The sequence below is a fragment of the Pseudomonas sp. HT11 genome (assembly GCF_044875395.1).
Taxonomy (GTDB): domain Bacteria; phylum Pseudomonadota; class Gammaproteobacteria; order Pseudomonadales; family Pseudomonadaceae; genus Aquipseudomonas.
This window is the reverse complement of the sequence record NZ_CP173217.1, coordinates 451,586-476,891: the sequence shown is the minus strand read 5'-3', so window position 1 is coordinate 476,891 and position 25,306 is coordinate 451,586. Positions and strand designations below refer to the sequence as shown.

Sequence of the window (25,306 nt, the reverse complement as noted above, 5' to 3'; positions counted from 1 at the left end):
ATCTTATTAACCTTTAAGCTGGGCCAGGGCGCGGTAATCCGCTCCCAGCGTGGCCTGTAAAATCTCTTTCGGATAATCGTCGGTCACTACCGCTTCGCCCATGTGGCGCAGCAGCACCAGTCGTAGGCGACCGTCGATCACTTTCTTGTCTATTGCCATATGTTCGAGGAAATCCGCCTCGGTCATCTCCTCAGGAGGAACAACCGGCAAACCGGCGCGCTGGAACAGGCCAATACCCCGATCCCGCTTCTGGGCACTGATCCAGCCCAGGCGTTGCGACATCTCCAACGCCATCACTGTGCCAGCCGCTACGGCTTCCCCATGCAACCACACACCATAGCCCATGTGCGTTTCGATCGCATGGCCGAAGGTGTGACCCAGGTTCAAGGTGGCGCGTACGCCGGACTCCCGCTCGTCGGCATTCACCACCAGCGCCTTGGCGGCGCAGGAGCGGGAAATCGCTTCGGTAAGTGCCACTTGATCCAGAGCGCGCAGGGCGTCCATATGCTCTTCAAGCCAGGTCAGGAACGGCTCGTCGCAGATCAGCCCGTACTTGATGACTTCCGCCAGGCCCGCCGACAGCTCGCGCGGTGGCAACGTGTTCAGCGTCGCGGTGTCGATCAGCACGGCCTGGGGCTGATAGAACGCACCCACCATGTTCTTGCCCAGCGGGTGGTTGATGCCGGTTTTGCCGCCTACCGACGAATCGACCTGGGACAACAAGGTGGTCGGCACCTGGATAAAGTCCACGCCGCGCTGGTAACAGGCCGCCGCAAATCCGGCCATGTCGCCGATCACACCGCCGCCCAGGGCGACTACCGTGGTCCGGCGGTCATGACGCGCAGTCAGCAGGCCATCAAAGATCAGTTGCAGGGTTTCCCAGTTCTTGTGGGCCTCGCCGTCAGGCAGGATCACCGAAATCACCGAGTACGCCGCAAGGCTGCGGCTCAGGCGCTCAAGATACAGCGGCGCGACCGTTTCATTGGAGATGATCGCCACTTGCCGACCGGCAATATGCGGGGCGAGCAACTCGGGCAGGTCCAACAAACCCTCGCCAATATGGATTGGGTAGCTGCGCTCGCCTAGATCGACCTTAAGTGTCTGCATGTGTCCCCGCGTGAAGATGGATATACGATCGGCAACGCTCGGATCTGACGCTGCCTGATGGCTCTACGCCACACCTCGAAGGCTGTTAGCGCGCCGCCGAGAATAGCGCATTTCGGGTCTGGCTTTAACGGGGTGGCAGCTGCTGTAAACGCTCGAGAATGTCGAGAACGACCATTCGCGGCGGCCGCTCATCGGTTTCCACCACCAGATCGGCAATTTCCCGATACAGCGGATCGCGCAGCGCCAGCAAATCCCGCAGGGTTTTTGCCGGGTCAGCGGTGCGCAACAATGGGCGATTCCGGTCGCGGGCGGTGCGACCCACTTGCTGCTCGACTGACGCATGCAGGTAGACCACGCGCCCACCGGCATGCAGCGCCCGGCGGTTTTCATCGCGCATGACAGCGCCGCCGCCGGTGGCCAATACCAAGCCGTCGCAACCGCACAGCTCGGCAATCATCGCCTGCTCGCGGTCGCGAAAGCCCAGTTCGCCTTCCTTATCGAAGATCCATGGGATATTGGCACCCGTGCGCAATTCAATTTCCTTGTCGGAATCTTTGAATGGCAGGCGCAGCTCTTTGGCCAGCAAACGGCCGATGGTGCTTTTTCCAGCCCCCATCGGTCCTACAAGAATCAAATTTCGCACAGAATCAACGACTCACAGCAATCGCCTGGTTATTCATAATACGCGGAGTCAGGAATACCAGCAGCTCGGATTTTCTTTCCGCCATCACATCGCGCCGGAAAAGGCGGCCAAGATACGGCACATCGCCTAAAAATGGCACTTTATCTACCACTTTGCTTTGGGTGTTGGAGAAAACGCCACCGATGACGATGGTCTCGCCATCCTTGACCAGCACCTTGGCGTTGACTTCGTTTTTCTTGATCGGCGGCACGTCGTTGAGCTTGTTCAGGTAGTCGGGCTCATCCTTGGTGACCTTGACCTCCATGATCACCCAGCCATCGGGGGTGATTTGCGGGGTCACCTCCAGCGATAGCGAAGCCTCCTTGAACGACACTGAGGTGGCGCCACTGGAGCTGGATTCCTGATAGGGAATCTCGGTGCCCTTGAGGATCCGTGCCGTTTCCTTGTCGGAAGTGACCACCTTGGGCTGTGAGACGATTTCGCCGTTGCCGGTTTTCTCCATGGCCGTCAGTTCAAGGTCCAGCAACAGGTTGTTGGTGATATAGGCGATGCCCAAGCCGGATGTACCGGTGAGCGCCCCCATGTCGACAAATGGCGAACTGACAGGGTTCTGCGGTGGCTCGGCACCGGCGGCCAAGGGTTTGCTGATGCCTCCAGCGCCCCAATTGGCACGGTTGAGTCGCCCTCCCCAGCGCACGCCGAGGCTTTTGTCGTAATCAACATTGGCCTCGACGATCCGCGCCTCGATCATCACTTGGCGCACCGGGACGTCCAGCTGCGCCACAATCCGGCGCAGCTCTTCGAGGCGCTCGCCAGTCTGGTAGGCAATGATGTTATTGGTGCGGTCATCCACTGCCACGGAACCGCGCTCATCGCCGGCGCCTTCAAGGCCTGTCACCGACTGGAACAGCTTGGCCAGGTCCGCCGCCTTGGCGTAGTTGACCTGCAACAGCTCCCGGCGCAAAGGCGCCAGCTCAGCCATCTGCCTGCGCGATTCCAGCGTGAGCAATTCACGCGCAGCCAGCTCATCGGCAGGTGCCACCAGCAAAACGCCGGCCTTCACCCGCTTATCCAGCCCTTTGGTTTGCAATACCAGGTCCAGCGCCTGGTCCCAGGGCACGTCCTTGAGCCGCAAGGTGATGGAGCCTTGCACTTCATCGCTGGCAACCAGGTTGAGCCCGGCGACATCGGCAATCTGCTGCAATACCGCACGTACATCGATGTTCTGGAAATTGAGGTTCAGCTTGGCGCCGTGGTAGGTGCCTGGTGCCGCGCTGCCAGGCGGCGGCAGCTGGATCAGGTCCACACGAGTGGGCACAGCGAATGCCGTCGGTGCCGTGAACGCTATCCATAGCGCCACACCGAAGGACGAGAAAGTCCATTTCATTGTTTGATTCCGTTATGAGTTGAGTTTCAACACGAGGGTTCGCGGGCGCTCCAGCCACGCGCCCTGTTTATCGGGGAACAGCTCTGCCAGTTCGATGTAGCCGTCATGAATGGCCGTGACCTTGCCGTGGTTCGGCCCCAGGTAGTCGCCAACGGCCAGCCGGTGCACCGTGGAGGCCACACGCAACAGCGCAAAGCTCTGCTCCCCACGGGACAGCGTACCGACCATCTCGAACTGGTCGATGGCGACCTTTTCCAGAGCGCCGCGGACCCGGGCAAGGTCAGGCGCCAGCACCGGGCGTCCGGGCAGGTGATTAACCTGCAATGCGACCGGCTGGAACGGGTCACGCAAGGAAAATGCGTCGTAGACAAATGCTGGCGCCGACTCGAAAACCGAGTCAGGTTCGCCGCGCAGCGACGTGCTCCGGTAGGTCTTCACCAACATGCCAAGGCGCAGCAACGACCCTTCAGAACGAAGCGTGATGTCATGCACGGTAACAATCCGAGACAAGCCGCCCAACGCACTCACGAAGGTAGCCAGGTCGTGGTAAGCCCCAACCACATCGACCTGCACCGGCTCCTCGATGTAAAACGGCCGAGTTTGCTCGTCCAGCACCGTGACACCTTCAACCACCACGCCGTTGGCAGCCACCAGCCGCGCAATTTCATCCAGCAGGGCTGGCATGTCCGGTGCGCCAGACAACTGCCCTAAGGCCCCATCGGTTTTTTCCTGCATCACCTGAGCCGGGTGGGCGCTGCCCTCAAGGCGGGTGGCCAGATCGACCTTCTGCTCGAGTACCTGTTGTAAGGCCTTTTCCTGCGCCTCCCACTCGTGCAAACGCTCGCGTGACGGGCTCAAATAAACGCTATCGCCCACCGCCAGCACCAAGCCTGCCAGCGCACAGCCCAGCAGAAGCTTGCCCGGCAAGGGCCATTTCGAAGCGTTGTGAGAAAACGTGGAAAAGTCGAGCCTGGGCAGGCTCAAGGCTGAGCCTCGGTGGATTCCCCCTGGCGCACCATCAATTGGAATTCGTTACCGCCCCGCTCGCCCTCTGCCCGCACATGCTGAAGCCGAGTGGCGTGGGTACCCTGCGAGGCTTCCAGGCGGCGCATCAGCTGAGCAATGTCCTGGCTGGACTCGGCACTGCCGCTGACACTGATGGTGTCGCCGTTCGCCACCACTTCATGCAGATGGACACCCTCGGGCACCGCGCGGGCCAGTTGATCAAACATCTGCGCGCTGGAAGAGCGAGCGTCATGCAGGTCCTGCACGACTTTCATGCGCGCGGCCAATTGCTGGCTTTGCTCCTGCAAGTCGCCGATGGTCTTGATGCGCGAATCGACGACAGTCACTTCTTTGCTCAGGTGGTTATTGCGTGCGCCCTGCCGGTCGATGGCCTGGTCAATCACCTGGTCCGCCAGCCATAACGCCGCGAAGGCCGCACAGGCAAACGCCAGCAAAAACATCAGAAAGTATTTGCGACGCCGGTCCGCCAGGGCTTGGCGCCAAGGCAAAAGGTTGATTCTTGTCATCAAGCGAAACTCCTCAGGGCCAACCCGCAAGCAATTCCCATCCCGTGGGCATCCACGGCCCATTGTGTGCCATCGACTTGATGACCCGGCGTGAAGCTGGCGAAATCCTGACTGCAAGCGCGCTCCAATGCAAACCCTTCGACATCCACCACCCGTGTCACGAGCCCCGCCAGGGCCAAAACCGCAGTGCGCGCCTCGACCTGCTCCCTCAGGCAGGCAGCCAGTAAAACCTCGACCCGGGCCGGATCCTGGGCCGAGGGGCCGCGCACCTGAAAATCGATGGCTACATCATCCAGCGGGTAAGGAATGTACTGATCGGCCTCCATCTGGATCTTCCAGACCATCTCTTCATCACTGAGCCCGGCCTCCATGTCGATGACCCGCGTGATGACCGACGGGCCCGCTACAGCGACGGCCGCCTGCCGAGCAGACGTACGCAGCCGGGATAACGCCAGGTGCAAGGCTCGCCCTGCCTCTTCAAGGTCCAGCAAGGTGCCGTCGACCATCGCATTCGGCGGCAACACCTGGGTGCTGTAGCCCTGCACCCGGTAACCCGCGGCCGAATGGTCCAGTTCTATCAGCTTGATGCCCGTGTCATTGATGTCGACGCCCAGCAGGGTGTCGGTTTTGCGCCTGAAAAATCCTTTTCTCATAAAACTCCCCAAAACTTTGCCTGTCATACCGCCTGATTGCCGCCGGCCATCGTGCATTCGGTCGACTTGTTTGAGTGGCGTGAATGACGCCCCAAGCCGAAAAATGCTTTAATGCCCAGCGTTTTTTCCCGCTATTTATCTGCTGCTCGGGTCGATCCATCGTTTGCCATGCATGCCCCGACGCCTAACTCATTCTTTTCTCTGGAAATCCAAAAGCCTTGATTCGTCTGCTGAAGTTTTTCGGGTACTCCATTGTCGCGATTGTCTGCGGGCTGCTGCTCGTACTCAGCGGTGCCTACCTCTACCTTAGTCCGGGTTTGCCTTCCGTAGAGGCACTCAGAAGTATCCAGTTGCAGATTCCTTTGCGGGTCTACAGCAGCGACGAAAAACTGATCGCGGAGTTCGGCGAGATGCGCCGCACACCGATCCGTTTCGCCGACATTCCACCCAATTTCATCAATGCCCTGCTGTCGGCAGAAGACGATAATTTCGCCAATCACTACGGCGTTGACCCCAGCAGTCTGGTGCGTGCGGCTACCCAGCTGGTAAAAAGCGGACACATTCAATCCGGTGGCAGCACCATCACCATGCAGGTGGCGAAGAACTTCTTCCTCACCAGCGAGCGCAGTTTTTCGCGCAAGGCCACTGAAATCCTGCTGGCCCTGCAGATCGAACGCCAGCTGACCAAGGACGAGATCCTTGAGCTGTACGTTAACAAGATCTACCTGGGCAACCGCGCCTACGGGATCGAGGCGGCGTCGCAGGTCTACTACGGCAAGTCGATTCGTGACGCCAGCCTGGCGCAAATGGCAATGATTGCCGGCCTGCCCAAGGCCCCATCGCGCTTTAACCCGCTGGCCAACCCGGCGCGCAGCAAAGAGCGCCGCGACTGGATCCTCGGCCGCATGTACAAGCTGGGCAAGATCGATCAGGCCGCCTATGAAAGCGCCGTGGCCGAACCGCTGAATGCCAGCTACCACGTGCCGACGCCGGAGGTGAACGCACCGTACATCGCTGAAATGGCGCGCGCCGAGATGGTCGGCCGTTACGGCAGCGAGGCCTACACCGAAGGCTTCCGCGTGACCACGACCGTTCCCAGCAACTTGCAGGAAATTGCCAACAACGCGGTACGCGATGGCCTTGTCACCTATGACCAGCGCCACGGCTACCGCGGTCCCGAATCCCGCCTGCCAGGCAAGACTTTGAGCGCCTGGATCACTGAACTGGGCAAACAGCGCCCGATCAGCGGCCTGGAGCCCGCCATCGTCACCCAAGTGAAGAAAGATGGCGTGCAGGTGCTGACCCGCTCCGGCGAAGCGCATGTGGCGTGGGACAGCATGAAGTGGGCACGCCCCTTCCTGAACACCAACAGCATGGGCCCGATGCCCAAGCAGCCGTCGGACGTGGCACAGGTGGGTGATTTGATCCGCGTGCAACGCCAGAAAGACGACAGCCTGAAATTCAGCCAGGTCCCTGTGGCCCAAGGCGCGCTGGTGTCCCTGGACCCGCAGAACGGTGCGATCCGTGCTCTGGTCGGCGGTTTTGCCTTCGAGCAGAGCAACTACAACCGTGCCATCCAGGCCAAGCGCCAGCCGGGCTCGAGCTTCAAGCCGTTCGTCTACAGCGCCGCACTGGATAACGGCTACACCGCCGCCAGCCTGGTCAACGACGCCCCGATCGTGTTTGTCGACGAGTACCTGGACAAGGTCTGGCGCCCGAAGAACGACACCAACACCTTCCTCGGCCCGATCCGCATCCGCGAGGCGCTGTACAAGTCGCGTAACCTGGTGTCGATCCGCCTGCTGCAGGCGATGGGCGTGGGCAAAACCATCGACTACATGACGCGTTTCGGCTTCAACAAGTCGGACCTGCCGCCCAACCTGTCCCTGGCCCTCGGCACCGCGACTCTCACGCCGATGGAAATCGCCACGGGCTGGAGCACCTTTGCCAACGGCGGCTACAAGATCTCACCGTACCTGATCGACAAGATCGAAAGCCGCAATGGCGACACCCTGTTTACCGCCAACCCTCCGCGCGTGCCGGGTGACGTGGTCAACGGCGTGGCGGCGCCTGATGGCATCGCGGCGCCGAGCAACGGCGGCATCACCATCGAGCCGACACCGGGCGCAGCGCCAGCCACACCGAACACCGCCGCCGCAAACGAGCCACAAACACCAGCTGTCGCTGAACGCGTAGTGGATGGCCGCACTACGTATATCCTCAACAGCATCCTGGAAGACGTGATCAAGAAAGGCACCGGCCGTCGCGCCCTGGCGCTGGGCCGTGCGGACATCGCCGGCAAGACTGGTACCACCAACGACTCCAAGGACGCCTGGTTCTCCGGCTACAACGCCGACTACGTGACCACCGTGTGGACCGGCTACGACCAGCCGGAAAGCCTGGGTCGCCGCGAGTTTGGTGGCACCGTCGCGCTGCCGATCTGGATGAGCTACATGGGCGCGGCCTTGAAGGACAAGCCGCTGCACACCCAGCCTGAGCCGGAAGGCATTCTCAGCCTGCGGATTGACCCGGTGAGTGGCCGTGCGGCTTCGCCAAGCACGCCGAACGCGTACTTCGAGCTGTTCAAGAGCGAAGACACGCCGCCGTCGGTCAACGAACTGGGCAATGGCGTTGCGCCGGGCAGCCCGCTGCCGGCGGATGAAGGGGCGCCGATCGATTTGTTCTGATCGCGACCTCAAGCTGATGAGGTGCAACATGTGGGAGGGGGCTTGCCCCTCCCACATTTGGATTTCTAAACAGCTCCAGTTAATCGCAGGCAATAAAAAAGCCCCGACTCGCAAGAGCCGGGGCTTTTTGTTGGTGCACTACAACGGCTTAGCCGTTGAACACATCATCCACGCTTTGCAGCGGGTAGTGCTTCGGATACGGCAGGGTCGCCACACCAGTCTCGATCGCGGCTTTGGCCACGGCATCGGAGATCAGGGTGATCAGGCGCTTATCCATTGGTTTAGGGATGATGTACTCACGACCGAACGCCAGTGGAGCACCACCGTACGCATCGCATACATCCTGAGGCACCGGCAGCTTGGCCAGTTCACGCAGAGCATTGGCCGCAGCCACTTTCATCTCTTCGTTGATGCGTTTGGCGCGAACGTCCAGGGCACCACGGAAGATGAACGGGAAGCCCAGTACGTTGTTGACCTGGTTCGGGTAGTCCGAACGGCCGGTGGCCATGATCACGTCGTTACGGGTGGCGTGGGCCAGTTCCGGGGAGATTTCAGGATCAGGGTTGGAGCAGGCGAACACGATCGGGTTGGCCGCCATCGACTTGAGGCCTTCGGCGCTCAGCAGGTTCGGGCCAGACAGGCCGACGAACACGTCTGCACCGTCAAGGGCGTCAGCCAGGGTGCGCTTGTCGGTGGCGTGGGCAAACATCGCCTTGTACTGGTTCAGGTCGGTACGCTCGGACTGAACAACGCCCTTGCTGTCGACCATGAAGATGTTTTCCAGCTTGGCGCCCATGCTCACCAGCAATTTCATGCAGGAGATGGCTGCAGCGCCGGCGCCCAGGCAGACGATTTGCGCGTCAGCCAGGGTTTTGCCGGCGATTTCCAGGGCGTTGATCATGCCGGCCGCGGTAACGATCGCGGTGCCGTGCTGGTCATCGTGGAATACCGGAATGTCGCACTGCTCGATCAGGGCCTTTTCGATCTCGAAGCACTCAGGTGCCTTGATGTCTTCCAGGTTGATGCCACCGAACGTGATGGAAATGCGCTTTACAGTGTCGATGAAAGCCTGCGGGCTTTCGGAATCGACTTCGATGTCGAAAACGTCGATGCCGGCAAAGCGCTTGAACAGCACGCCTTTACCTTCCATGACTGGCTTGGACGCCAATGGGCCAAGGTTGCCCAGGCCGAGAATCGCGGTGCCATCGGAAATCACTGCAACCAGGTTGCCTTTGCCGGTGTACTTGTACGCCAGTTCAGGGTCGCGGGCGATTTCACGTACGGGCTCGGCAACGCCAGGGCTGTAGGCCAGCGACAGGTCGCGGGCGGTGGCAGTGGCTTTGGTGAGCTCTACACTCAGCTTTCCTGGACGAGGATGGGCATGATATTCGAGAGCGGCAGTTTTCAAATCAGACATATCGGCATTCCGCTTTTACTGTTGGTCGACGGACCGCCGAGGATACGCGTGTCGCAAAGTCCCTACAAGACTGGGCAGTCACAGGTGTCAAGGGCCCTGCGCTACGACTTTTGGCCAAGAGCCACGGGATACAAGGGCTCAACTGTTCACAATCGCATTAAAAAATGTCTACAATTTTTTTATTAAAAATGATTTGAATCACGCGCGACCAAATTGCAGGCACAAAAAAGGCGTCCCAAAGGACGCCTTCTTCAACAGCTGACAAAAACCCGGAGGGCTTTTGAGCCTTACTCTGCTGGAGTAGCAGGCTTCTTGCCGAAAGCACCAAAGCGATCTGCGAAGCGCTGTACACGGCCGCCGGTGTCCAGAGTTTTCTGCTTACCGGTGTAGAACGGGTGGCACTCGTTGCATACGTCAGTACCCAGTGGCTTGCACAGGTTCGAACGTGTTTCGAACTTGTTGCCGCAGCTGCAGGTTACTTCGATGGTTTCGTACGCTGGATGGATATCGGCTTTCATGGTGACTTCCTCGGGCTAGCGTGCCGCCACTCGACACTATTGTCGAATACCGCACGTAATTAGGCCGCGGATTCTACCAGACCTTTTTAAACGCGCAAGCGGCGCTTGCGGCCGATTGCCCACATATAAGCCCCTTTCATCAGAAAAACCCCCGACACACCACGATCAATATGGGAGCCGGGTTGTGTTGTGGCGAGCAGGCTCGCCCTGCGCTGGGCTGCAAAGCAGCCCCAATAAAGCTAGTGCGATTTTGCAGTTGAAACTTGCTGCGGGCATCGGGGCCGCTGCGCGCCCCAACGCAGGGCAAGCCTGCTCGCCACAGTGGGCCCGACTCACACGGAAGCGCTGCCTGGTGCAGTAGAGACAGGACACCTCTACCGCAGGTCTGCTAGGCTCCCGCCCCTGCGCCACCGCCTGCCTTTATATGAGATTCCCCGCGTGCCCGACGCCATTTTGCGCCTAGCCCTGCCCTCGCCCCTGCGCCGTCTGTTCGACTACCGAGCCCCCGCCGGCGTGCTGCGGGCACAGTTGCAGCCAGGCATGCGCGTGCGCGTGCCGTTCGGGCGCCGGGAAATGATCGGCATTCTGGTGGAAGTCGCCGACCACAGCGAAGTACCCGCAGAAAAGCTCAAGCCGGCCATCGCGATCCTCGACACCACCGCGCCGCTGCCACCGGCCCTGTTCAAGCTGTGCCTGTGGACCGCCCAGTATTATCAGCACAGCTTGGGCGATACCTTGAGCTGGGCGCTGCCGGTGCTGCTGCGTCAGGGCGAGCTGGCCGAGGCACGCCAGGAGCGCTTCTGGTCGATGGTGCCCGGCGCGCGCCTCGATGACCCGCGCATCGCACGCGCGCCGCGCCAGCGTGAAGCCCTGGCCACGCTGGCGCAGCATCCCCACGGCGTGGCGCATCAGCTATTGAGCAAGCTGATGCTGAGCAAGGACAGCCTCGACCTGCTGCTGGCCAAGGGCTTGGTGCAGGTGGAAATCCGCAAGCACGCCCCCGACCCACGCCACGAACACTGGCTGGCCCAGCCCGAACTGCCGCTGAACACCGAGCAACGTGCTGCTTATGAAGCGATTCGCGCAGGCTTCGACAGCTTCCACGCGTTCCTGCTGGCGGGCGTGACGGGCAGCGGCAAGACCGAAGTCTATCTGCAGCTCATCCGCGAAACCCTGCAGGCCGGCAAGCAGGCGCTGGTGCTGATCCCCGAGATCAACCTGGGCCCGCAAACCCTGGCGCGTTTCGAGCAGCGCTTCAACGCGCGCATCGCCCTGGTGCATTCGGCGGTCAACGACCGCGAGCGCCTGGAGTCCTGGCTGGCCGCGCGGGACGGCGAAGCCGACATTATTATCGGCACCCGCTCGGCGCTGTTCACGCCGATGAAGAACCCCGGGCTGATCATCATCGACGAGGAGCACGACGGCTCCTATAAACAGCAGGAAGGTCTGCGCTACCACGCCCGCGACCTGGCGCTGGTGCGCGCACGCCAGGAAGACATCCCGATTGTGCTGGGCTCGGCCACGCCGTCCCTGGAAAGCCTGCACAACGCCTACACCGGCCGGTACGGGCTGCTGCGCCTGAATGAGCGTGCAGGCGGCGCCAAGCAACCGCGCTTCCTGCGCCTGGATGTAAAAAGCCGTCCACTGGACAGCGGCATTTCCGGGCCGATGCAGCAAGCCATCGGCCAGACCCTCGCCGCCGGCCAGCAAGTGCTGGTGTTTCTCAACCGTCGAGGGTTTGCGCCGACGTTGCTGTGCCATGACTGCGGCTGGATGTCCGAGTGCGAGCGCTGCGATGCGCGCATGACCGTGCACCAGCGCCACGGCGAGCTGCGCTGCCATCACTGCGGCCATGTGGAGCGGGTGCCGCGCCACTGCCCGCAGTGCGGCAAAGTGGATTTGCGCCCAGTGGGCGCGGGCACCGAGCGCGCCGAAGAGCGCCTGGGCATCCTGTTTCCGGACTACCCGGTGCTGCGGGTCGACCGCGACAGCACCTCGCGCAAAGACGCGATGAACCAGCTGTTCGCGACCATCCAGAAAGGCCAGCCGTGCATCCTGATCGGCACGCAGATGCTTGCCAAGGGGCACCACTTTCCACGGGTGACGCTGGTGTCAATCCTGGATGCCGACGGCGGCCTGTTCTCTGGTGATTTCCGCGCCAGCGAGCGCATGGCGCAGCTGATCGTGCAGGTCGCAGGCCGCGCCGGGCGCGCTGAAGAACCGGGCAAAGTGATTATCCAGACGCACCTGGCCGACCATCCGCTGCTGATCCAGCTGACAGAGCAAGGCTACTTCGCCTTCGCCGAACAGGCACTGAGCGAACGCCGCTCTGCCGGCTTGCCGCCCTTCTCACACCTTGCACTGTTGCGGGCCGAAGCCCATAAACCGGGGCAGGCGGAAGGTTTTCTGGATGAGGCGTGCAGCGCCGCCGAACGTTTGCTCGGCGAGTTGGGTCTGACCGGCATCGAATTGCTCGGCCCGGTGCCTGCGCCCATGGAACGCCGCGCCGGGCGTTATCGCGCTCAGCTACTCTTGCAGGCAACGTCCCGCGCGCCCCTGCATCGGCTATTAAGTGGCTGGTTGCTTGCTCTGGAGCAAATGCCCAGTGGCCGCCAGGTGCGATGGTCGTTGGATGTGGACCCGGTAGACCTGTATTGATCACAGGCAAGCCAGCGTCCACATTTTGAAATGTGAACACCTTTAAATGTGGGAGCGGGCTTGCCCGCGATGAGGCCCGCAGGTCCGCCATCTGGTCTGAACGGTTGGCAAGCCCGCCCTCGCCACGGATAATGCCCAGTTTTTCCACCTGCGCATCGCGCGCCGCCGCTTGCGGTCGAAAGAGAACACCATGAAAGACACCATTCGCCAGCTGATCCAACAAGCCCTCACCCAACTCGTCAACGAAGGTGTGTTGCCTGAAGGCCTGACGCCGGCGATCCAGGTGGAAAACACGCGCGACAAGACCCACGGTGACTTCGCCAGCAACATCGCGATGATGCTGTCCAAGCCTGCGGGCATGAAGCCGCGCGACCTGGCGGAAAAAATCATTGCCGCGCTGCCGGCTGACGACAGCGTCACCAAGGCCGAAATCGCCGGCCCAGGCTTCATCAACTTCTTCCAGAACACCCAGGCCCTGGCCTCGCGCCTGGACGCCGCCCTGGCCGACGCCAGGATCGGCGTGCGCAAGGCCGGCCCGCTGCAGCGCGTGGCCATCGACCTGTCGGCACCCAACCTGGCCAAAGAGATGCACGTCGGCCACTTGCGTTCGACCATCATCGGCGACGGCGTGGCGCGGGTGCTGGAGTTCCTCGGCGACACCGTGATCCGTCAGAACCACGTGGGCGACTGGGGCACCCAGTTCGGCATGCTGATGGCCTACCTGCAGGAAAACCCGATCACCAGCAACGAGCTGGCCGACCTGGAAAACTTCTACCGCGCCGCTAAAAAGCGTTTTGACGAATCCGAAGAATTCGCCGACCGCGCCCGTGGCCTGGTGGTCAAGCTGCAAGCCGGTGACGAGGAATGCCTGGCGTTGTGGGGCCGCTTCCGCGAGATCTCGCTGTCGCACTGCCAGGAAATCTACGAGTTGCTCAACGTAAAACTGACCATGGCCGACGTGATGGGCGAAAGCGCCTACAACGACGACCTGATCAACGTGGTCAACGACCTCAAGGCCAAAGGCCTGCTGGTCGAGAGCAACGGCGCGCAGTGCGTGTTCCTCGAAGAATTCAAGACCGCCGACGGCGAGCCGCTGCCGGTGATCATCGTCAAGGCCGATGGCGGCTACCTCTATGCCACCACTGACCTTGCGGCCGTGCGCTACCGCAGCGGCGTGCTCAAGGCCGACCGCGCGCTGTATTTCGTCGACCAGCGCCAGGCCCTGCACTTCCAGCAGGTGTTTGAAGTGGCACGCCGCGCAGGTTTCGTCACCCACCCGATGCACATGGAACACATGGGCTTCGGCACCATGAACGGCGCCGATGGCCGCCCGTTCAAGACCCGCGACGGCGGCACCGTGAAGCTGATCGATCTGCTGAACGAAGCCCAGGAACGTGCCTACAACCTGGTGAAGGAAAAGAACCCGGAACTGGCCGAAGCCGAGCTGCGCAACATCGCCCGCGTGGTGGGCATTGGCGCGGTGAAATACGCCGACCTGTCCAAGCACCGCACCAGCGACTACAGCTTCAACTTCGAACTGATGCTCAACTTTGAAGGCAACACCGCGCCGTACCTGCTGTACGCCTACACTCGCGTCGCCGGTGTGTTCCGCAAGCTGGGCAAGGACTTCAGCGAAGTTGAAGGCCAGATCGTGCTGGATGCCGCGCATGAACAGGAACTGGCGGCCAAACTGGCGCAATTCGGCGAAGTGCTGAACAGCGTCGGTGAGAAAGGCACGCCACATATCCTGTGCACCTATTTGTACGAAGTCGCCGGCCTGTTCTCCAGCTTCTACGAGAACTGCCCGATCCTCACCGCCGACGACGAAGCCCAAAAGCAAAGTCGCCTGCGCCTCGCCGCACTGGCTGGACGGACCCTCAAGCAAGGCCTGGAACTGTTAGGCCTGGAAACCCTGGAGCGTATGTAAGTTGGCTGCCAAGAAAAAACCTGCACCCAAGCGCGGCGCCAGCCGCTATCAAGCCCCGGCAAAGAAGCCTATTCCGGGCTGGTTGTGGATGGCCATCGGCCTGGCGGTCGGTGCGTTCGTTGTGATCCTGATGAAGCTGGAGCCGGGCAAGGGCGATGACGTCAAGCGCGTCAAGCAAGAGCAGCAGAAGGCCACGAAAATGGCCGAAGCCAACAAGACGGCGCCAAGCCCGACTGCACCGGTGAAGCCGAAATACGACTTCTACACGCTGCTGCCGGAATCGGAAGTGATTGTGCCGCCCGACGCCGTGCCGGAGAAAACCCTGCCGACGCCGCAAGTGCCGACCACGCCGGTGACGCCAGCGGAAGCGGCGAAAATCGATACCGCGCGGGCGCAAGCTGCGCTGGCCGGGATCACCCCGCCGCCACCGCCGCCCGTGGCCACCACCAAGGCTGCGCCGGTGACCAAGTTCTTCCTGCAAGCGGGCTCGTTCCCGAAACAGGCGGACGCGGATCGCGTGCGTGCGCAGATCATCCTGCTGGGCCAGGCGGTGACGGTGGAGTCCGGCACGGTGAAGGATGCGACCTGGTATCGCGTGCTGGTGGGGCCGTTCAGCAACCGTGAACAGCTGACCGTGGCGCAGAAGCAACTGGCCGGCGCAGGGTTTAGCAACCTGTTGTTACAACAACGCCAGAGCCGCTGATTCAGAGTCAACGCGGATCAAAATGTGGGAGGGGGCTTGCTCCCGATAGCGGTAGATCAGTCACTATTTTTGGCGACTGATGCACCGCCATCGGGGGCAAGCCCCCTCCCACATTTGGTTTTGCGGTGTGCTTGAGAAGGTGTAAGACCTATAAACACCGCCCGTCCGCCATAACCCTCTACGGTTGAAATCCCTCCCGCCACCCCCATATGAGATTCCATCAGGGCATTTTCGCCCCGCTGCGTGGAGACTCTCCCCTTGACCACCATCGTTTCAGTACGTCGCCACGGCAAAGTCGTCATGGGCGGCGACGGCCAGGTTTCCCTTGGCAACACCGTGATGAAAGGCAACGCCAAAAAGGTGCGTCGTCTATACCACGGGCAGGTTCTCGCGGGCTTTGCCGGCGCTACCGCCGACGCCTTCACCCTCTTCGAGCGTTTCGAGGGCCAGCTGGAAAAACACCAGGGCCACCTCGTTCGCGCCGCGGTCGAACTCGCCAAAGAATGGCGTACCGACCGCTCCCTCAGCCGCCTGGAAGCCATGTTGGCCGTCGCCAACAAAGACGCGTCCTTGATCATCACCGGTAATGGCGATGTGGTTGAGCCTGAACATGGCCTGATCGCCATGGGTTCCGGCGGTGGTTATGCCCAAGCGGCCGCCAGCGCCTTGCTGAAGAAAACCGATCTGTCGGCCCGTGAAGTCGTCGAGACTGCCTTGGGCATTGCCGGCGACATCTGCGTGTTCACCAACCACAACTTCACCATTGAGGAGCAGGACCTCGCCGAGTAAGCCGTAGGCTTATTCCCGCTTGAGGCCGCCAAACACTATGTCCATGACTCCCCGCGAAATCGTCCATGAACTTAACCGCCATATCATCGGCCAGGACGATGCCAAGCGCGCCGTTGCCATTGCGCTGCGTAACCGCTGGCGCCGGATGCAATTGCCGGAAGAATTGCGCGTTGAAGTAACGCCGAAGAACATCCTGATGATCGGCCCGACCGGCGTCGGTAAAACCGAAATCGCCCGGCGCCTGGCCAAACTGGCCAACGCCCCGTTCATCAAGGTCGAAGCCACCAAGTTCACCGAAGTGGGCTATGTGGGCCGCGACGTCGAGTCGATCATCCGTGACCTGGCCGACGCCGCCCTGAAGTTGCTGCGCGAACAGGAAATGACCAAGGTCAGCCACCGCGCCGAAGACGCCGCCGAAGAACGCATCCTCGACGCCCTGCTGCCACCGGCACGCATGGGCTTTAACGAAGATGCCGCGCCGTCGTCCGATTCCAATACCCGCCAGCTGTTCCGCAAGCGCCTGCGTGAAGGCCAGCTGGACGACAAGGAAATCGAGATCGAAGTCGCCGAAGTGTCTGGCGTGGATATTTCCGCACCGCCTGGCATGGAAGAAATGACCAGCCAGCTGCAGAACCTGTTCGCCAACATGGGCAAGGGCAAGAAGAAAAGCCGCAAGCTCAAGGTGAAAGAAGCGCTGAAACTGGTGCGCGACGAGGAAGCCGGGCGCCTGGTGAATGAGGAAGAACTCAAGGCCAAGGCCCTGGAAGCGGTCGAGCAGCACGGCATCGTGTTTATCGACGAGATCGACAAAGTCGCCAAGCGCGGTAACTCCGGTGGCGTCGACGTGTCCCGCGAGGGCGTACAGCGTGACCTGCTGCCGCTGATCGAAGGCTGCACCGTGAACACCAAGCTGGGCATGGTCAAGACCGACCACATCCTCTTTATCGCCTCCGGTGCGTTCCACCTGAGCAAGCCAAGCGATCTGGTGCCGGAGCTGCAAGGCCGTCTGCCGATTCGCGTGGAACTCAAGGCGCTGACCCCGGGCGACTTCGAACGCATCCTCAGCGAGCCGCATGCGTCGCTTACCGAGCAATACCGTGAGCTGCTGAAAACCGAAGGCTTGGGCATCGAATTCTTGCCGGACGGTATCAAGCGCCTGGCGGAGATTGCCTGGCAGGTTAACGAGAAGACCGAGAACATCGGTGCGCGTCGTCTGCACACCTTGCTTGAGCGCCTGCTCGAGGAAGTGTCTTTCAGCGCTGGCGACATGGCCGGTGCGCAGAATGGCGAAGCGATCAAGATCGACGCCGACTACGTCAACAGCCACCTGGGCGAATTGGCGCAGAACGAAGACCTGTCTCGTTATATCCTGTAAGCCTTTTAGAAAAAGGCGTATGTAGGAGCCTGGCTTTTGTGGGAGCTGGCTTGCCTGCGATAGCATCACCTCAGTGTTTCTGAAACACCGAGGTGCCTGCATCGCGGGCAAGCCCGGCTCCCACAGAAGCCCTCCCACATTTTTGAGCCGGTTTCTTCAGGATTATTATCAATGTCGAAATTTCCTACTGCCGTAAACCTGCACAAAACCTCCAACACCCTCGGCCTCACCTACGGGCCCGACGAGGTCTACCAGCTCCCCGCCGAACTATTGCGCACCCACTCACCTTCCGCCGAGGTCCAGGGCCACGGCAAACCCATCCTGCAATTCGGCAAGATCAACGTCAGGCTGATCAAGGTAGAACCGGCCGGTCAGTACGCACTGAAATTGACCTTCGACGACGGCCATGACAGCGGACTGTTCACCTGGGACTACCTCTACCAGTTGGCCGTGCGCCAGGAAGCCCTGTGGGCCGACTATCTTGCTGAGCTCAAAGCAGCCGGTAAAACCCGCGACCCGAGCGAGTCGGTCGTGCGGCTGATGCTCTAACTCAGGCGTCTTGCTCTTTAGAGGGCATTTTCTAATTTCATCTGCTTGAATGCCCTGTCGCGTGGTCAACGATTGGCCCGCTTGCGAAAAAAATTAAACTCGGGTAACCAATGGAACTGGCAAGTTCCCTGCATTTGACGATGCGGTATCAACGGTCACCCGAGTCGCAGTACCAGGCTGGTGTCGTGTATCGAAATTGGGTGCGCAGCAATCGCCGGTACTCGTCTTTCGGACAATGGAGCGTCGTAGATGAGTAACAAGAATAACGATGACTTGAAACGCCAGGCCTCTGAAAACACCCTGGGGCTGAACCCGATCATCGCGTTACGAAAAAAGGACTTACTCGCTTCGGCGAAGATGGTGCTGACCCAAGCCATCAAGCAACCGTTACACAGCGTCAAACACGTCGCGCATTTCGGTGTCGAGTTGAAGAACGTGATGTTCGGCAAATCCGCGCTTGTGCCTGAAGGCGATGACCGTCGCTTCAGCGACCCGGCGTGGAGCCAGAACCCGCTCTACAAACGTTACCTGCAAACCTACCTGGCGTGGCGCAAGGAACTGCACGACTGGATCGGCGACAGCAACCTGTCGGATCAAGACATCAGCCGCGGCCACTTCGTGATCAACCTGATGACCGAAGCCATGGCCCCCACCAACAGCGCGGCCAACCCGGCGGCGGTCAAACGCTTCTTTGAAACCGGCGGCAAAAGCCTGCTCGATGGCTTGTCCCATCTGGCCAAGGACATGTTGCACAACGGCGGCATGCCGAGCCAGGTCAACATGGGTGCCTTCGAAGTGGGCAAGACCCTGGGCACCACCGAAGGCGCCGTGGTCTTTCGCAACGACGTGCTGGAGCTGATCCAGTACAAGCCGATCACCGAACAGGTGCACGAGCGCCCACTGCTGGTGGTGCCGCCGCAGATCAACAAATTCTATGTATTCGACCTGAGCCCGGAAAAAAGCCTGGCGCGCTTTTGCCTGCGTAATGGCCAGCAGACGTTTATCGTCAGCTGGCGCAACCCGACCAAGGCCCAGCGCGAGTGGGGCCTGTCGACCTATATCGAGGCGCTCAAGGAAGCGGTCGATGTGGTCACGGCGATTACCGGCAGCAAAGACATCAACATGCTCGGCGCCTGTTCCGGCGGTATCACCTGCACCGCGCTGCTGGGCCACTACGCGGCGCTGGGGGAGAAGAAGGTCAACGCCCTGACCTTGCTGGTGAGCGTGCTGGACACCACGCTGGACACCCAGGTAGCGCTGTTCGTCGACGAACAGACCCTGGAGGCAGCCAAGCGCCACTCCTACCAGGCCGGCGTGCTGGAGGGCCGCGACATGGCCAAGGTGTTTGCCTGGATGCGCCCCAACGACCTGATCTGGAACTACTGGGTCAATAACTACCTGCTGGGCAACGAGCCGCCGGTGTTCGACATCCTCTTCTGGAACAACGACACCACGCGTTTGCCGGCCGCCTTTCACGGCGACCTGATCGAACTGTTCAAGAACAACCCGCTGGTGCGTGCCAATGCCCTGGAAGTGTGCGGCACGCCGATCGACCTCAAGCAGGTTACCGCCGATATTTACTCACTGGCCGGCACCAACGACCACATTACGCCGTGGCAATCCTGCTACAAGTCGGCGCAGTTGTTTGGCGGCAAGGTCGAGTTTGTGTTGTCCAGCAGTGGGCATATCCAGAGCATCCTCAACCCGCCGGGCAACCCCAAGGCACGCTACCAGACCAGCGATGGCCTGGCGGGCAAGGCGCTGGAATGGCAGGAAAATGCGACCAAACATACTGACTCGTGGTGGCTGCATTGGCAGGTGTGGCAGGCGGAGCGGGCGGGCAAGTTGAAGAAAGCTCCGACAATTTTGGGTAACAAAACCTATGCCGCAGCTGAGGCGGCGCCGGGTACATACGTTCACGAAAGGTAGGCTGGAATGGGATCAAATGTGGGAGCTGGCTTGCCTGCGATGGCATCCACTCGGTAGGCCTGATACACCGCAGCGCCTGCATCGCAGGCAAGCCAGCTCCCACATTGACCGTGTTCCCGCAGGGAAATAGCGCCATTTTGCAGGGTAAGCCCATGCCGCAACCGTTCATCTTCCGTACCATCGACCTGGATGGCCAGGCCATCCGCACGGCGGTACGCCCGGGCAAGCCTCACTTGACGCCGCTGCTGATTTTCAACGGCATCGGCGCCAACCTTGAGCTGGTGTTTCCGTTCGTCCAGGCGCTGGACCCGGATCTGGAAGTGATCGCCTTCGATGTGCCCGGCGTCGGTGGTTCCTCGACGCCGAGTCGGCCCTATCGCTTTCCTGGCCTGGCCAAACTCACCGCGCGCATGCTCGATTACCTCGACTACGGCCAAGTGAATGCCGTGGGTGTGTCCTGGGGCGGCGCGCTCGCGCAGCAGTTCGCCTATGACTACCCGGAGCGCTGCAAAAAACTCATCCTCGCCGCCACCGCCGCCGGTGCATTTATGGTGCCGGGCAAGCCCAAGGTGCTGTGGCTGATGGCAAGCCCACGGCGCTACATCCAACCGTCCCACGTGGTGCGCATCGCGCCGATGATTTATGGCGGCTCGTTCCGGCGTGACGCGAAACTGGCCGCCGAGCACGCCAGCAAAGTGCGCTCGGCCGGCAAGCTCGGCTATTACTGGCAGCTGTTCGCCGGGCTGGGCTGGACCAGCATTCACTGGCTGCACAAGATCCGCCAACCCACGCTGGTGCTGGCGGGCGACGACGACCCGCTGATTCCGCTGATCAATATGCGCATGCTGGCCTGGCGGATTCCCAACGCGCAGTTGCACATCATCGATGACGGTCACCTGTTCCTGATCACCCGGGCCGAAGCCGTGGCGCCGATCATCATGAAGTTTCTCGAAGAGGAGCGCCTGCGGGCCGTGATTCACCCGCGACCGGCCGTGTAAGGACCGCACCGCCGCGCAACTTGCCGAGAACCGACTATGGTTCTGAATTGGCGTGCCCGTTGTTGCCTTGACGAAGGAGTGTTGGCTCATGCGAGAAAGACCCGTGACGAACCCGGCGCCCACCCCTGCCGTGTTCATCAACGCGCAAAATGCAATCACCGGCCTGCGCGGTCGGGATTTGCTGGCGACCCTGCGCAGCGTCGCCGCCCACGGCTTGCGCAACCCGGTGCACACCGCGCGCCACGCCCTGGCGCTGAGTGGTCAGCTGGGCCGCGTGCTGCTGGGCGAAACCGTGCATGAGCCCAACCCCAACGACGCGCGCTTCATTGACCCGACCTGGAAGCTCAACCCGTTGTACCGCCGCAGCCTGCAAGCCTATTTGAGCTGGCAGAAACAAACCCGCCACTGGATCGACGACAGCACCCTCAACCCTGACGATCGCGCCCGCGCGCACTTTGCGTTCTCGCTGCTCAACGATGCGGTGTCGCCCTCCAACACCTTGCTCAACCCACTGGCCGTCAAGGAACTGCTCAACTCCGGCGGCAACAGCGTGGTGCGCGGCGTGAGCAACCTGTTTGATGATTTGCTGCACAACAACGGCCTGCCCCGCCAGGTCAGCAAGCATGCGTTCGAAGTCGGCAAGACCGTGGCGACCACACCCGGCTCGGTGGTGTTTCGCAACGAACTGCTGGAGCTGATCCAGTACAAACCCATGAGCGAAAAACAGTACGCCAAGCCGCTGCTGATCGTGCCGCCGCAAATCAACAAGTACTACATTTTTGACCTCAGCCCAGCCAACAGCTTTGTGCAGTACGCACTGAAAAACGGCCTGCAGACGTTTATGGTCAGCTGGCGCAACCCGGATGTGCGTCACCGTGAATGGGGCCTGTCCACCTACGTCGCCGCGCTGGAAGAAGCGCTGAACGTGTGCCGCGCGATTACCGGGGCCCGCGAAGTCAACCTGATGGGCGCCTGCGCGGGTGGCCTGACCATCGCCGCACTGCAAGGCCATCTGCAAGCCAAGCGCCAGTTGCGACGCATCTCCAGCGCCAGTTACCTGGTGAGTCTGCTGGACAGCCAGATCGACAGCCCCGCCACTCTGTTCGCCGATGAGCAGACCCTGGAAGCCGCCAAGCGCCGTTCCTATCAGCAAGGCGTGCTCGACGGCCGGGACATGGCCAAGGTGTTTGCCTGGATGCGCCCCAACGACCTGATCTGGAACTACTGGATCAACAATTACCTGCTGGGCAAGGAGCCGCCGGCGTTCGACATCCTGTACTGGAACAACGACAACACGCGCCTGCCTGCCGCGCTGCATGGCGACTTGCTGGACTTCTTCAAGCACAACCCGTTGAGCCATCCCGGTGGCCTGGAGGTGTGCGGCACGCCTATCGACCTGCAGAAAGTCACGGTGGACAGCTTCAGCGTCGCGGGCATCAACGACCACATCACGCCGTGGGATGCGGTGTATCGCTCCACGCAATTGCTGGGCGGTGAGCGGCGCTTCGTGCTGTCCAACAGCGGGCATGTGCAGAGCATCCTCAACCCGCCGGGCAACCCCAAGGCCAATTACGTCGAAAACCTCAAGCTGAGCAGCGACCCGCGAGCCTGGTACTACGACGCCCACCACGTCGAAGGCAGCTGGTGGCCGCAGTGGCTGGAGTGGATTCAACAACGCTCCGGCGTGCAGCGCGAAACCCTCACCGCCCTGGGCAACCAGAATTACCCACCGATGGAAGCGGCGCCGGGCACTTACGTGCATGTGCGCTGAGCTCAACGATCACATTAAGAAGACTGGATGAAGACCCGCGACCGTATCCTTGAATGTGCCTTGCAGTTGTTCAACCACAAGGGCGAACCGAACGTGTCGACCATGGAGGTAGCCAATGAAATGGGGATCAGCCCCGGCAACCTCTACTACCACTTCCATGGCAAGGAGCCGTTGGTGCTTGGGCTGTTCGAGCGCTTTCAGAATGAACTGGCGCCGCTGCTTGACCCGCCGGCGGACGCGCAGCTCAGCGCCGAGGATTACTGGCTGTTCCTGCACTTGATCGTCGAGCGCATGGCCCATTACCGGTTCCTGTTTCAGGACCTGTCAAACCTGGCGGGGCGCCTGCCAAAGCTGGCCAAGGGCATTCGCACCTTGCTCACGGCGCTCAAGCGCACGCTGGCGTCGCTGCTTGCGCGCTTGAAGGCGGCGGGGCAGTTGGTCAGTGATACCCAGGCACTGGGGCAATTGGTAGAGCAGATCACCCTGACGCTGCTGTTTTCGCTGGACTACCAGCGCATCCTCGACCGAGAAGGCGAAGTGCGCGTGGTGGTGTACCAGATCATGATGCTGGTGGCGCCGCATCTGTTGCTGCCGGCGCGACAGGCGACCGAAAAATTCGCCCTCAAGTACCTGGATGACATGGATTGAACCTGTGGGACTATGTGGGTAATAAGATCGCCAATAAAAAACGCCCGACCTTCACAGGCCGGGCGTTTTTTGTGCCCTGAAAAAATCAGGACTGACTGGATGGCGTCGGGGTTGCCGGCGATGCAGTCGGGGCAGTAGCAGCGTGCGTCGGTGCGGACACCGAGTTGGCTGTCGAAGCGGTCGGCGCCGGCGTTGCAGGCTTGGCCGCAACCGCTGGTTTTTTCGCTGCAGCAGGCTTCTTGGCGGCGGCTGGTTTTGCCGCTGGCTTGGCCGCCACAGCTTTGGCAGCCGGTTTTGCCGTGGCTGGCTTGGCTGCAGATTTCGCGGCAGGCTTGGCAGCGGGTTTTGCAGCAGCCGTTTTAGCCGCAGGTTTCGCAGCCGCCTTGGCAGCAGGTTTAGCCGCTGGCTTGGCAGTTGCTTTAGCGGCCACGGGTTTAGCAGCAGACTTGGCGGCTGGTTTGGCAGCGGCTGTTTTAGCGGCAGGCTTGGCAGCCGGTTTAGCCGCGGCTTTGGCTGGAGCCTTGGCCGCAGGTTTGGCAGCGGGTTTAGCCGCCGCTTTAACCAGAGGCTTGGTTGCAGCTTTCGCAGCAGGTTTTGCCGCAGCCGTTTTAGCGGCAGGCTTGGCAGCTGGTTTGGCCGCTGCGGCTTTAGCCGGGGCCACTTTTGCGCCCGTGAGTTTTTCGATTTGACGGGTCAGCGTATCGACCTTGCCGTGCAGCGTCTTCAGCTCAGCTTTGCTCGGCACGCCCAGTCGCGAAATGGCACTGTTAAGGCGCTTGTCGAAAGTTTCTTCCAACTTGCCCCACGTGTCAGAAATGCTCGACTTGGCAGAACCCGCACTCGCCTTTGCCGCTTCTACTTTCTTACCGACTGTAGTCTTGGTCAACTTCTCGGCCTTTTCGCCGTCCTTGACCAAAGTCTCGAAGTACTTACCGCCGTCACTGCTAACCTTCGAGTACACGCCTAAACCAGCAAGCCAGATCTTACGGGAATATTTTTCAACTTCCCCGATCCACGAGCTGCCTTCTTTCTGAGTAGTCTTTTTAACAGCCATCCCGATGTCTCCTTAGTGTTTACGCGCGACACGTTCTAGCAATGCCGTCAGCTCTTCGAGCTTAGCAGAGAGTGTCTCAACGTCATGTTTAGACGCAATGCCGATCCGATTCAAGGCACTGGCAACACGCGTGTCAAAAGCTTTTTCAACTTTATCCAGTTGAACTTCAACCAAACCTTTGACGCTTGAGACATTACTCTTTACTTGATCAATCTGACTGTTGGCAGCATCAAGTTGTTCAACGACAACTTTTTTGCCTTTACTTTCAACATGTTGACCAGTCTTAACCAGCTCTTTGAAATAGTCGCTGCCTTCACTGCCGACCTTGGCGTAGGCACCAAGACCTGCCAGCCAGATCTTGCGGGCGTAGCTTTTAACGTCACTCAGGGCGGTGGTCTGAATGTCGATTTTTTTCTTCAAAATAACTTTGGCCATGGTGCACCTCACGCAAATCAGGGTCGAGGAACGGCCCACAGGAGTTGAGGGCTTGGGCACAAAGTAGGGTGAAAAATTAGAATCGGCACCCTAAGCGCACTCGAATCAGGCCAACGCCTTATCCACGGCTTTCTCGATTTCGGATTTGATAGTGCCACTCATGGCCGACATCAACAGGCCGAGTTCCACATCAATGCGCAGCGAATCATCCGCCACAAGTACCGTGCCTTTAACCCCCGACCGTTTGAGCATCAGGGTGTCGCCGGACCACGTGGGCTCAAGGCCATATTGCTCTTTGAGTTTGTGCGCCAACTTCTCGGCCTTCGCCCGCGCGCCTTCTTTACCCAGGGAATGTGCACGCTCTACGGTAATACGGGCCATTGCAATGACTCCTCTTTATAACGACTCAGAACACCTGCCATGCGGCAAAAGGTCTCGGTGACCGTCTATCTTACCTTCAGCCTTGCCAAGACAAAGCAAGCCTTGGGGATTATCATGTCCCGCATTCTCTTTTGGTGACAGCGAT

General features: G+C 60.7%; 21 protein-coding genes and 1 pseudogene. 11 read left to right on the top strand and 11 right to left on the bottom strand.

Features of this window, described 5'->3' with window-relative positions; all coding sequences use genetic code 11:
* Positions 1-6 precede the first annotated feature (6 nt).
* The 6 genes and pseudogenes from aroB to pilM form a co-directional block, all read right to left on the bottom strand.
* Positions 7-1,107, bottom strand: coding sequence for a 3-dehydroquinate synthase (gene aroB, locus ABWL43_RS02065; RefSeq protein WP_404486493.1), 1,101 nt, complete (start codon positions 1,105-1,107; stop codon positions 7-9).
* A 124-nt stretch (positions 1,108-1,231) separates the two neighbouring features.
* Positions 1,232-1,750, bottom strand: coding sequence for a shikimate kinase AroK (gene aroK, locus ABWL43_RS02060; RefSeq protein WP_145159987.1), 519 nt, complete (start codon positions 1,748-1,750; stop codon positions 1,232-1,234).
* A 4-nt stretch (positions 1,751-1,754) separates the two neighbouring features.
* A pseudogene (locus ABWL43_RS02055) lies at positions 1,755-3,008 on the bottom strand (type IV pilus secretin PilQ); the annotation flags it as partial.
* A gap of 141 nt (positions 3,009-3,149) precedes the next feature.
* Positions 3,150-4,121, bottom strand: a complete 972-nt coding sequence (locus ABWL43_RS02050; protein WP_404486491.1) for a pilus assembly protein PilP — start codon at positions 4,119-4,121, stop codon at positions 3,150-3,152.
* On the bottom strand, positions 4,118-4,669 hold the full coding sequence (locus ABWL43_RS02045; RefSeq protein ID WP_106577526.1) for a PilN domain-containing protein: 552 nt from the start codon (positions 4,667-4,669) through the stop codon (positions 4,118-4,120). Before ABWL43_RS02045 ends, ABWL43_RS02050 begins: the two co-directional genes overlap by 4 nt.
* Positions 4,669-5,322, bottom strand: coding sequence for a type IV pilus assembly protein PilM (gene pilM, locus ABWL43_RS02040; RefSeq protein ID WP_404486489.1), 654 nt, complete (start codon positions 5,320-5,322; stop codon positions 4,669-4,671). The genes ABWL43_RS02045 and pilM overlap by 1 nt, the downstream gene beginning before the upstream one ends.
* A 221-nt stretch (positions 5,323-5,543) precedes the next feature.
* On the opposite strand from pilM, the gene ABWL43_RS02035 reads away from it, so the two are divergent.
* Positions 5,544-8,009: a penicillin-binding protein 1A gene (locus tag ABWL43_RS02035; protein WP_404488352.1), complete on the top strand. Its 2,466-nt coding sequence runs from the start codon at positions 5,544-5,546 to the stop codon at positions 8,007-8,009.
* Positions 8,010-8,157: 148 nt separating this feature from the next.
* Here the strand turns inward: ABWL43_RS02035 and ABWL43_RS02030 are convergent, their stop codons facing one another.
* Both ABWL43_RS02030 and rpmE read right to left on the bottom strand, forming a co-directional pair.
* Entirely contained in the window at positions 8,158-9,426 is a 1,269-nt protein-coding gene (locus tag ABWL43_RS02030) for a malic enzyme-like NAD(P)-binding protein (protein ID WP_056860619.1), read from the bottom strand.
* Between the two features lie 287 nt (positions 9,427-9,713).
* Entirely contained in the window at positions 9,714-9,944 is a 231-nt protein-coding gene (rpmE, locus tag ABWL43_RS02025) for a 50S ribosomal protein L31 (RefSeq protein WP_049710411.1), read from the bottom strand.
* A 438-nt stretch (positions 9,945-10,382) separates the two neighbouring features.
* On the opposite strand from rpmE, the gene ABWL43_RS02020 reads away from it, so the two are divergent.
* From ABWL43_RS02020 to ABWL43_RS01975, 10 genes are all read left to right on the top strand, one after another.
* Complete coding sequence (locus ABWL43_RS02020) at positions 10,383-12,602, top strand: primosomal protein N' (RefSeq protein ID WP_404486487.1); 2,220 nt, start codon at positions 10,383-10,385, stop codon at positions 12,600-12,602.
* A 190-nt stretch (positions 12,603-12,792) separates the two neighbouring features.
* Entirely contained in the window at positions 12,793-14,529 is a 1,737-nt protein-coding gene (gene argS, locus ABWL43_RS02015; RefSeq protein ID WP_242198799.1) for an arginine--tRNA ligase, read from the top strand.
* A 1-nt stretch (position 14,530) separates the two neighbouring features.
* Positions 14,531-15,232, top strand: a complete 702-nt coding sequence (locus ABWL43_RS02010; protein ID WP_053253947.1) for an SPOR domain-containing protein — start codon at positions 14,531-14,533, stop codon at positions 15,230-15,232.
* Between the two features lie 258 nt (positions 15,233-15,490).
* Positions 15,491-16,021, top strand: coding sequence for an ATP-dependent protease subunit HslV (gene hslV / locus ABWL43_RS02005; protein ID WP_003237338.1), 531 nt, complete (start codon positions 15,491-15,493; stop codon positions 16,019-16,021).
* 37 nt (positions 16,022-16,058) lie between these two features.
* On the top strand, positions 16,059-17,396 hold the full coding sequence (gene hslU, locus ABWL43_RS02000) for an ATP-dependent protease ATPase subunit HslU (protein WP_008439258.1): 1,338 nt from the start codon (positions 16,059-16,061) through the stop codon (positions 17,394-17,396).
* Positions 17,397-17,567: 171 nt separating this feature from the next.
* Entirely contained in the window at positions 17,568-17,945 is a 378-nt protein-coding gene (locus ABWL43_RS01995; RefSeq protein WP_145159973.1) for a gamma-butyrobetaine hydroxylase-like domain-containing protein, read from the top strand.
* A gap of 249 nt (positions 17,946-18,194) precedes the next feature.
* Positions 18,195-19,874, top strand: a complete 1,680-nt coding sequence (gene phaC / locus ABWL43_RS01990; RefSeq protein WP_404486483.1) for a class II poly(R)-hydroxyalkanoic acid synthase — start codon at positions 18,195-18,197, stop codon at positions 19,872-19,874.
* A 152-nt stretch (positions 19,875-20,026) separates the two neighbouring features.
* On the top strand, positions 20,027-20,872 hold the full coding sequence (gene phaZ / locus ABWL43_RS01985; RefSeq protein ID WP_106577519.1) for a poly(3-hydroxyalkanoate) depolymerase: 846 nt from the start codon (positions 20,027-20,029) through the stop codon (positions 20,870-20,872).
* Between the two features lie 88 nt (positions 20,873-20,960).
* Positions 20,961-22,643 carry a class II poly(R)-hydroxyalkanoic acid synthase gene (gene phaC / locus ABWL43_RS01980; RefSeq protein ID WP_145159969.1) on the top strand — a complete coding sequence of 561 codons (1,683 nt, stop codon included), beginning with the start codon at positions 20,961-20,963 and terminating at the stop codon, positions 22,641-22,643.
* A gap of 27 nt (positions 22,644-22,670) precedes the next feature.
* Complete coding sequence (locus tag ABWL43_RS01975; protein ID WP_404486481.1) at positions 22,671-23,291, top strand: TetR/AcrR family transcriptional regulator; 621 nt, start codon at positions 22,671-22,673, stop codon at positions 23,289-23,291.
* Positions 23,292-23,376: 85 nt separating this feature from the next.
* Here ABWL43_RS01975 and ABWL43_RS01970 read toward each other — a convergent pair whose 3' ends face one another.
* The 3 genes from ABWL43_RS01970 to ABWL43_RS01960 form a co-directional block, all read right to left on the bottom strand.
* A complete protein-coding gene (locus tag ABWL43_RS01970) occupies positions 23,377-24,345 on the bottom strand; it encodes a phasin family protein (RefSeq protein WP_404486479.1) in 969 nt (322 codons plus the stop codon).
* Between the two features lie 12 nt (positions 24,346-24,357).
* Positions 24,358-24,780 carry a phasin family protein gene (locus tag ABWL43_RS01965; RefSeq protein WP_145159963.1) on the bottom strand — a complete coding sequence of 141 codons (423 nt, stop codon included), beginning with the start codon at positions 24,778-24,780 and terminating at the stop codon, positions 24,358-24,360.
* 105 nt (positions 24,781-24,885) lie between these two features.
* Complete coding sequence (locus tag ABWL43_RS01960) at positions 24,886-25,161, bottom strand: polyhydroxyalkanoic acid system family protein (RefSeq protein ID WP_106577514.1); 276 nt, start codon at positions 25,159-25,161, stop codon at positions 24,886-24,888.
* Positions 25,162-25,306: the final 145 nt, after the last annotated feature.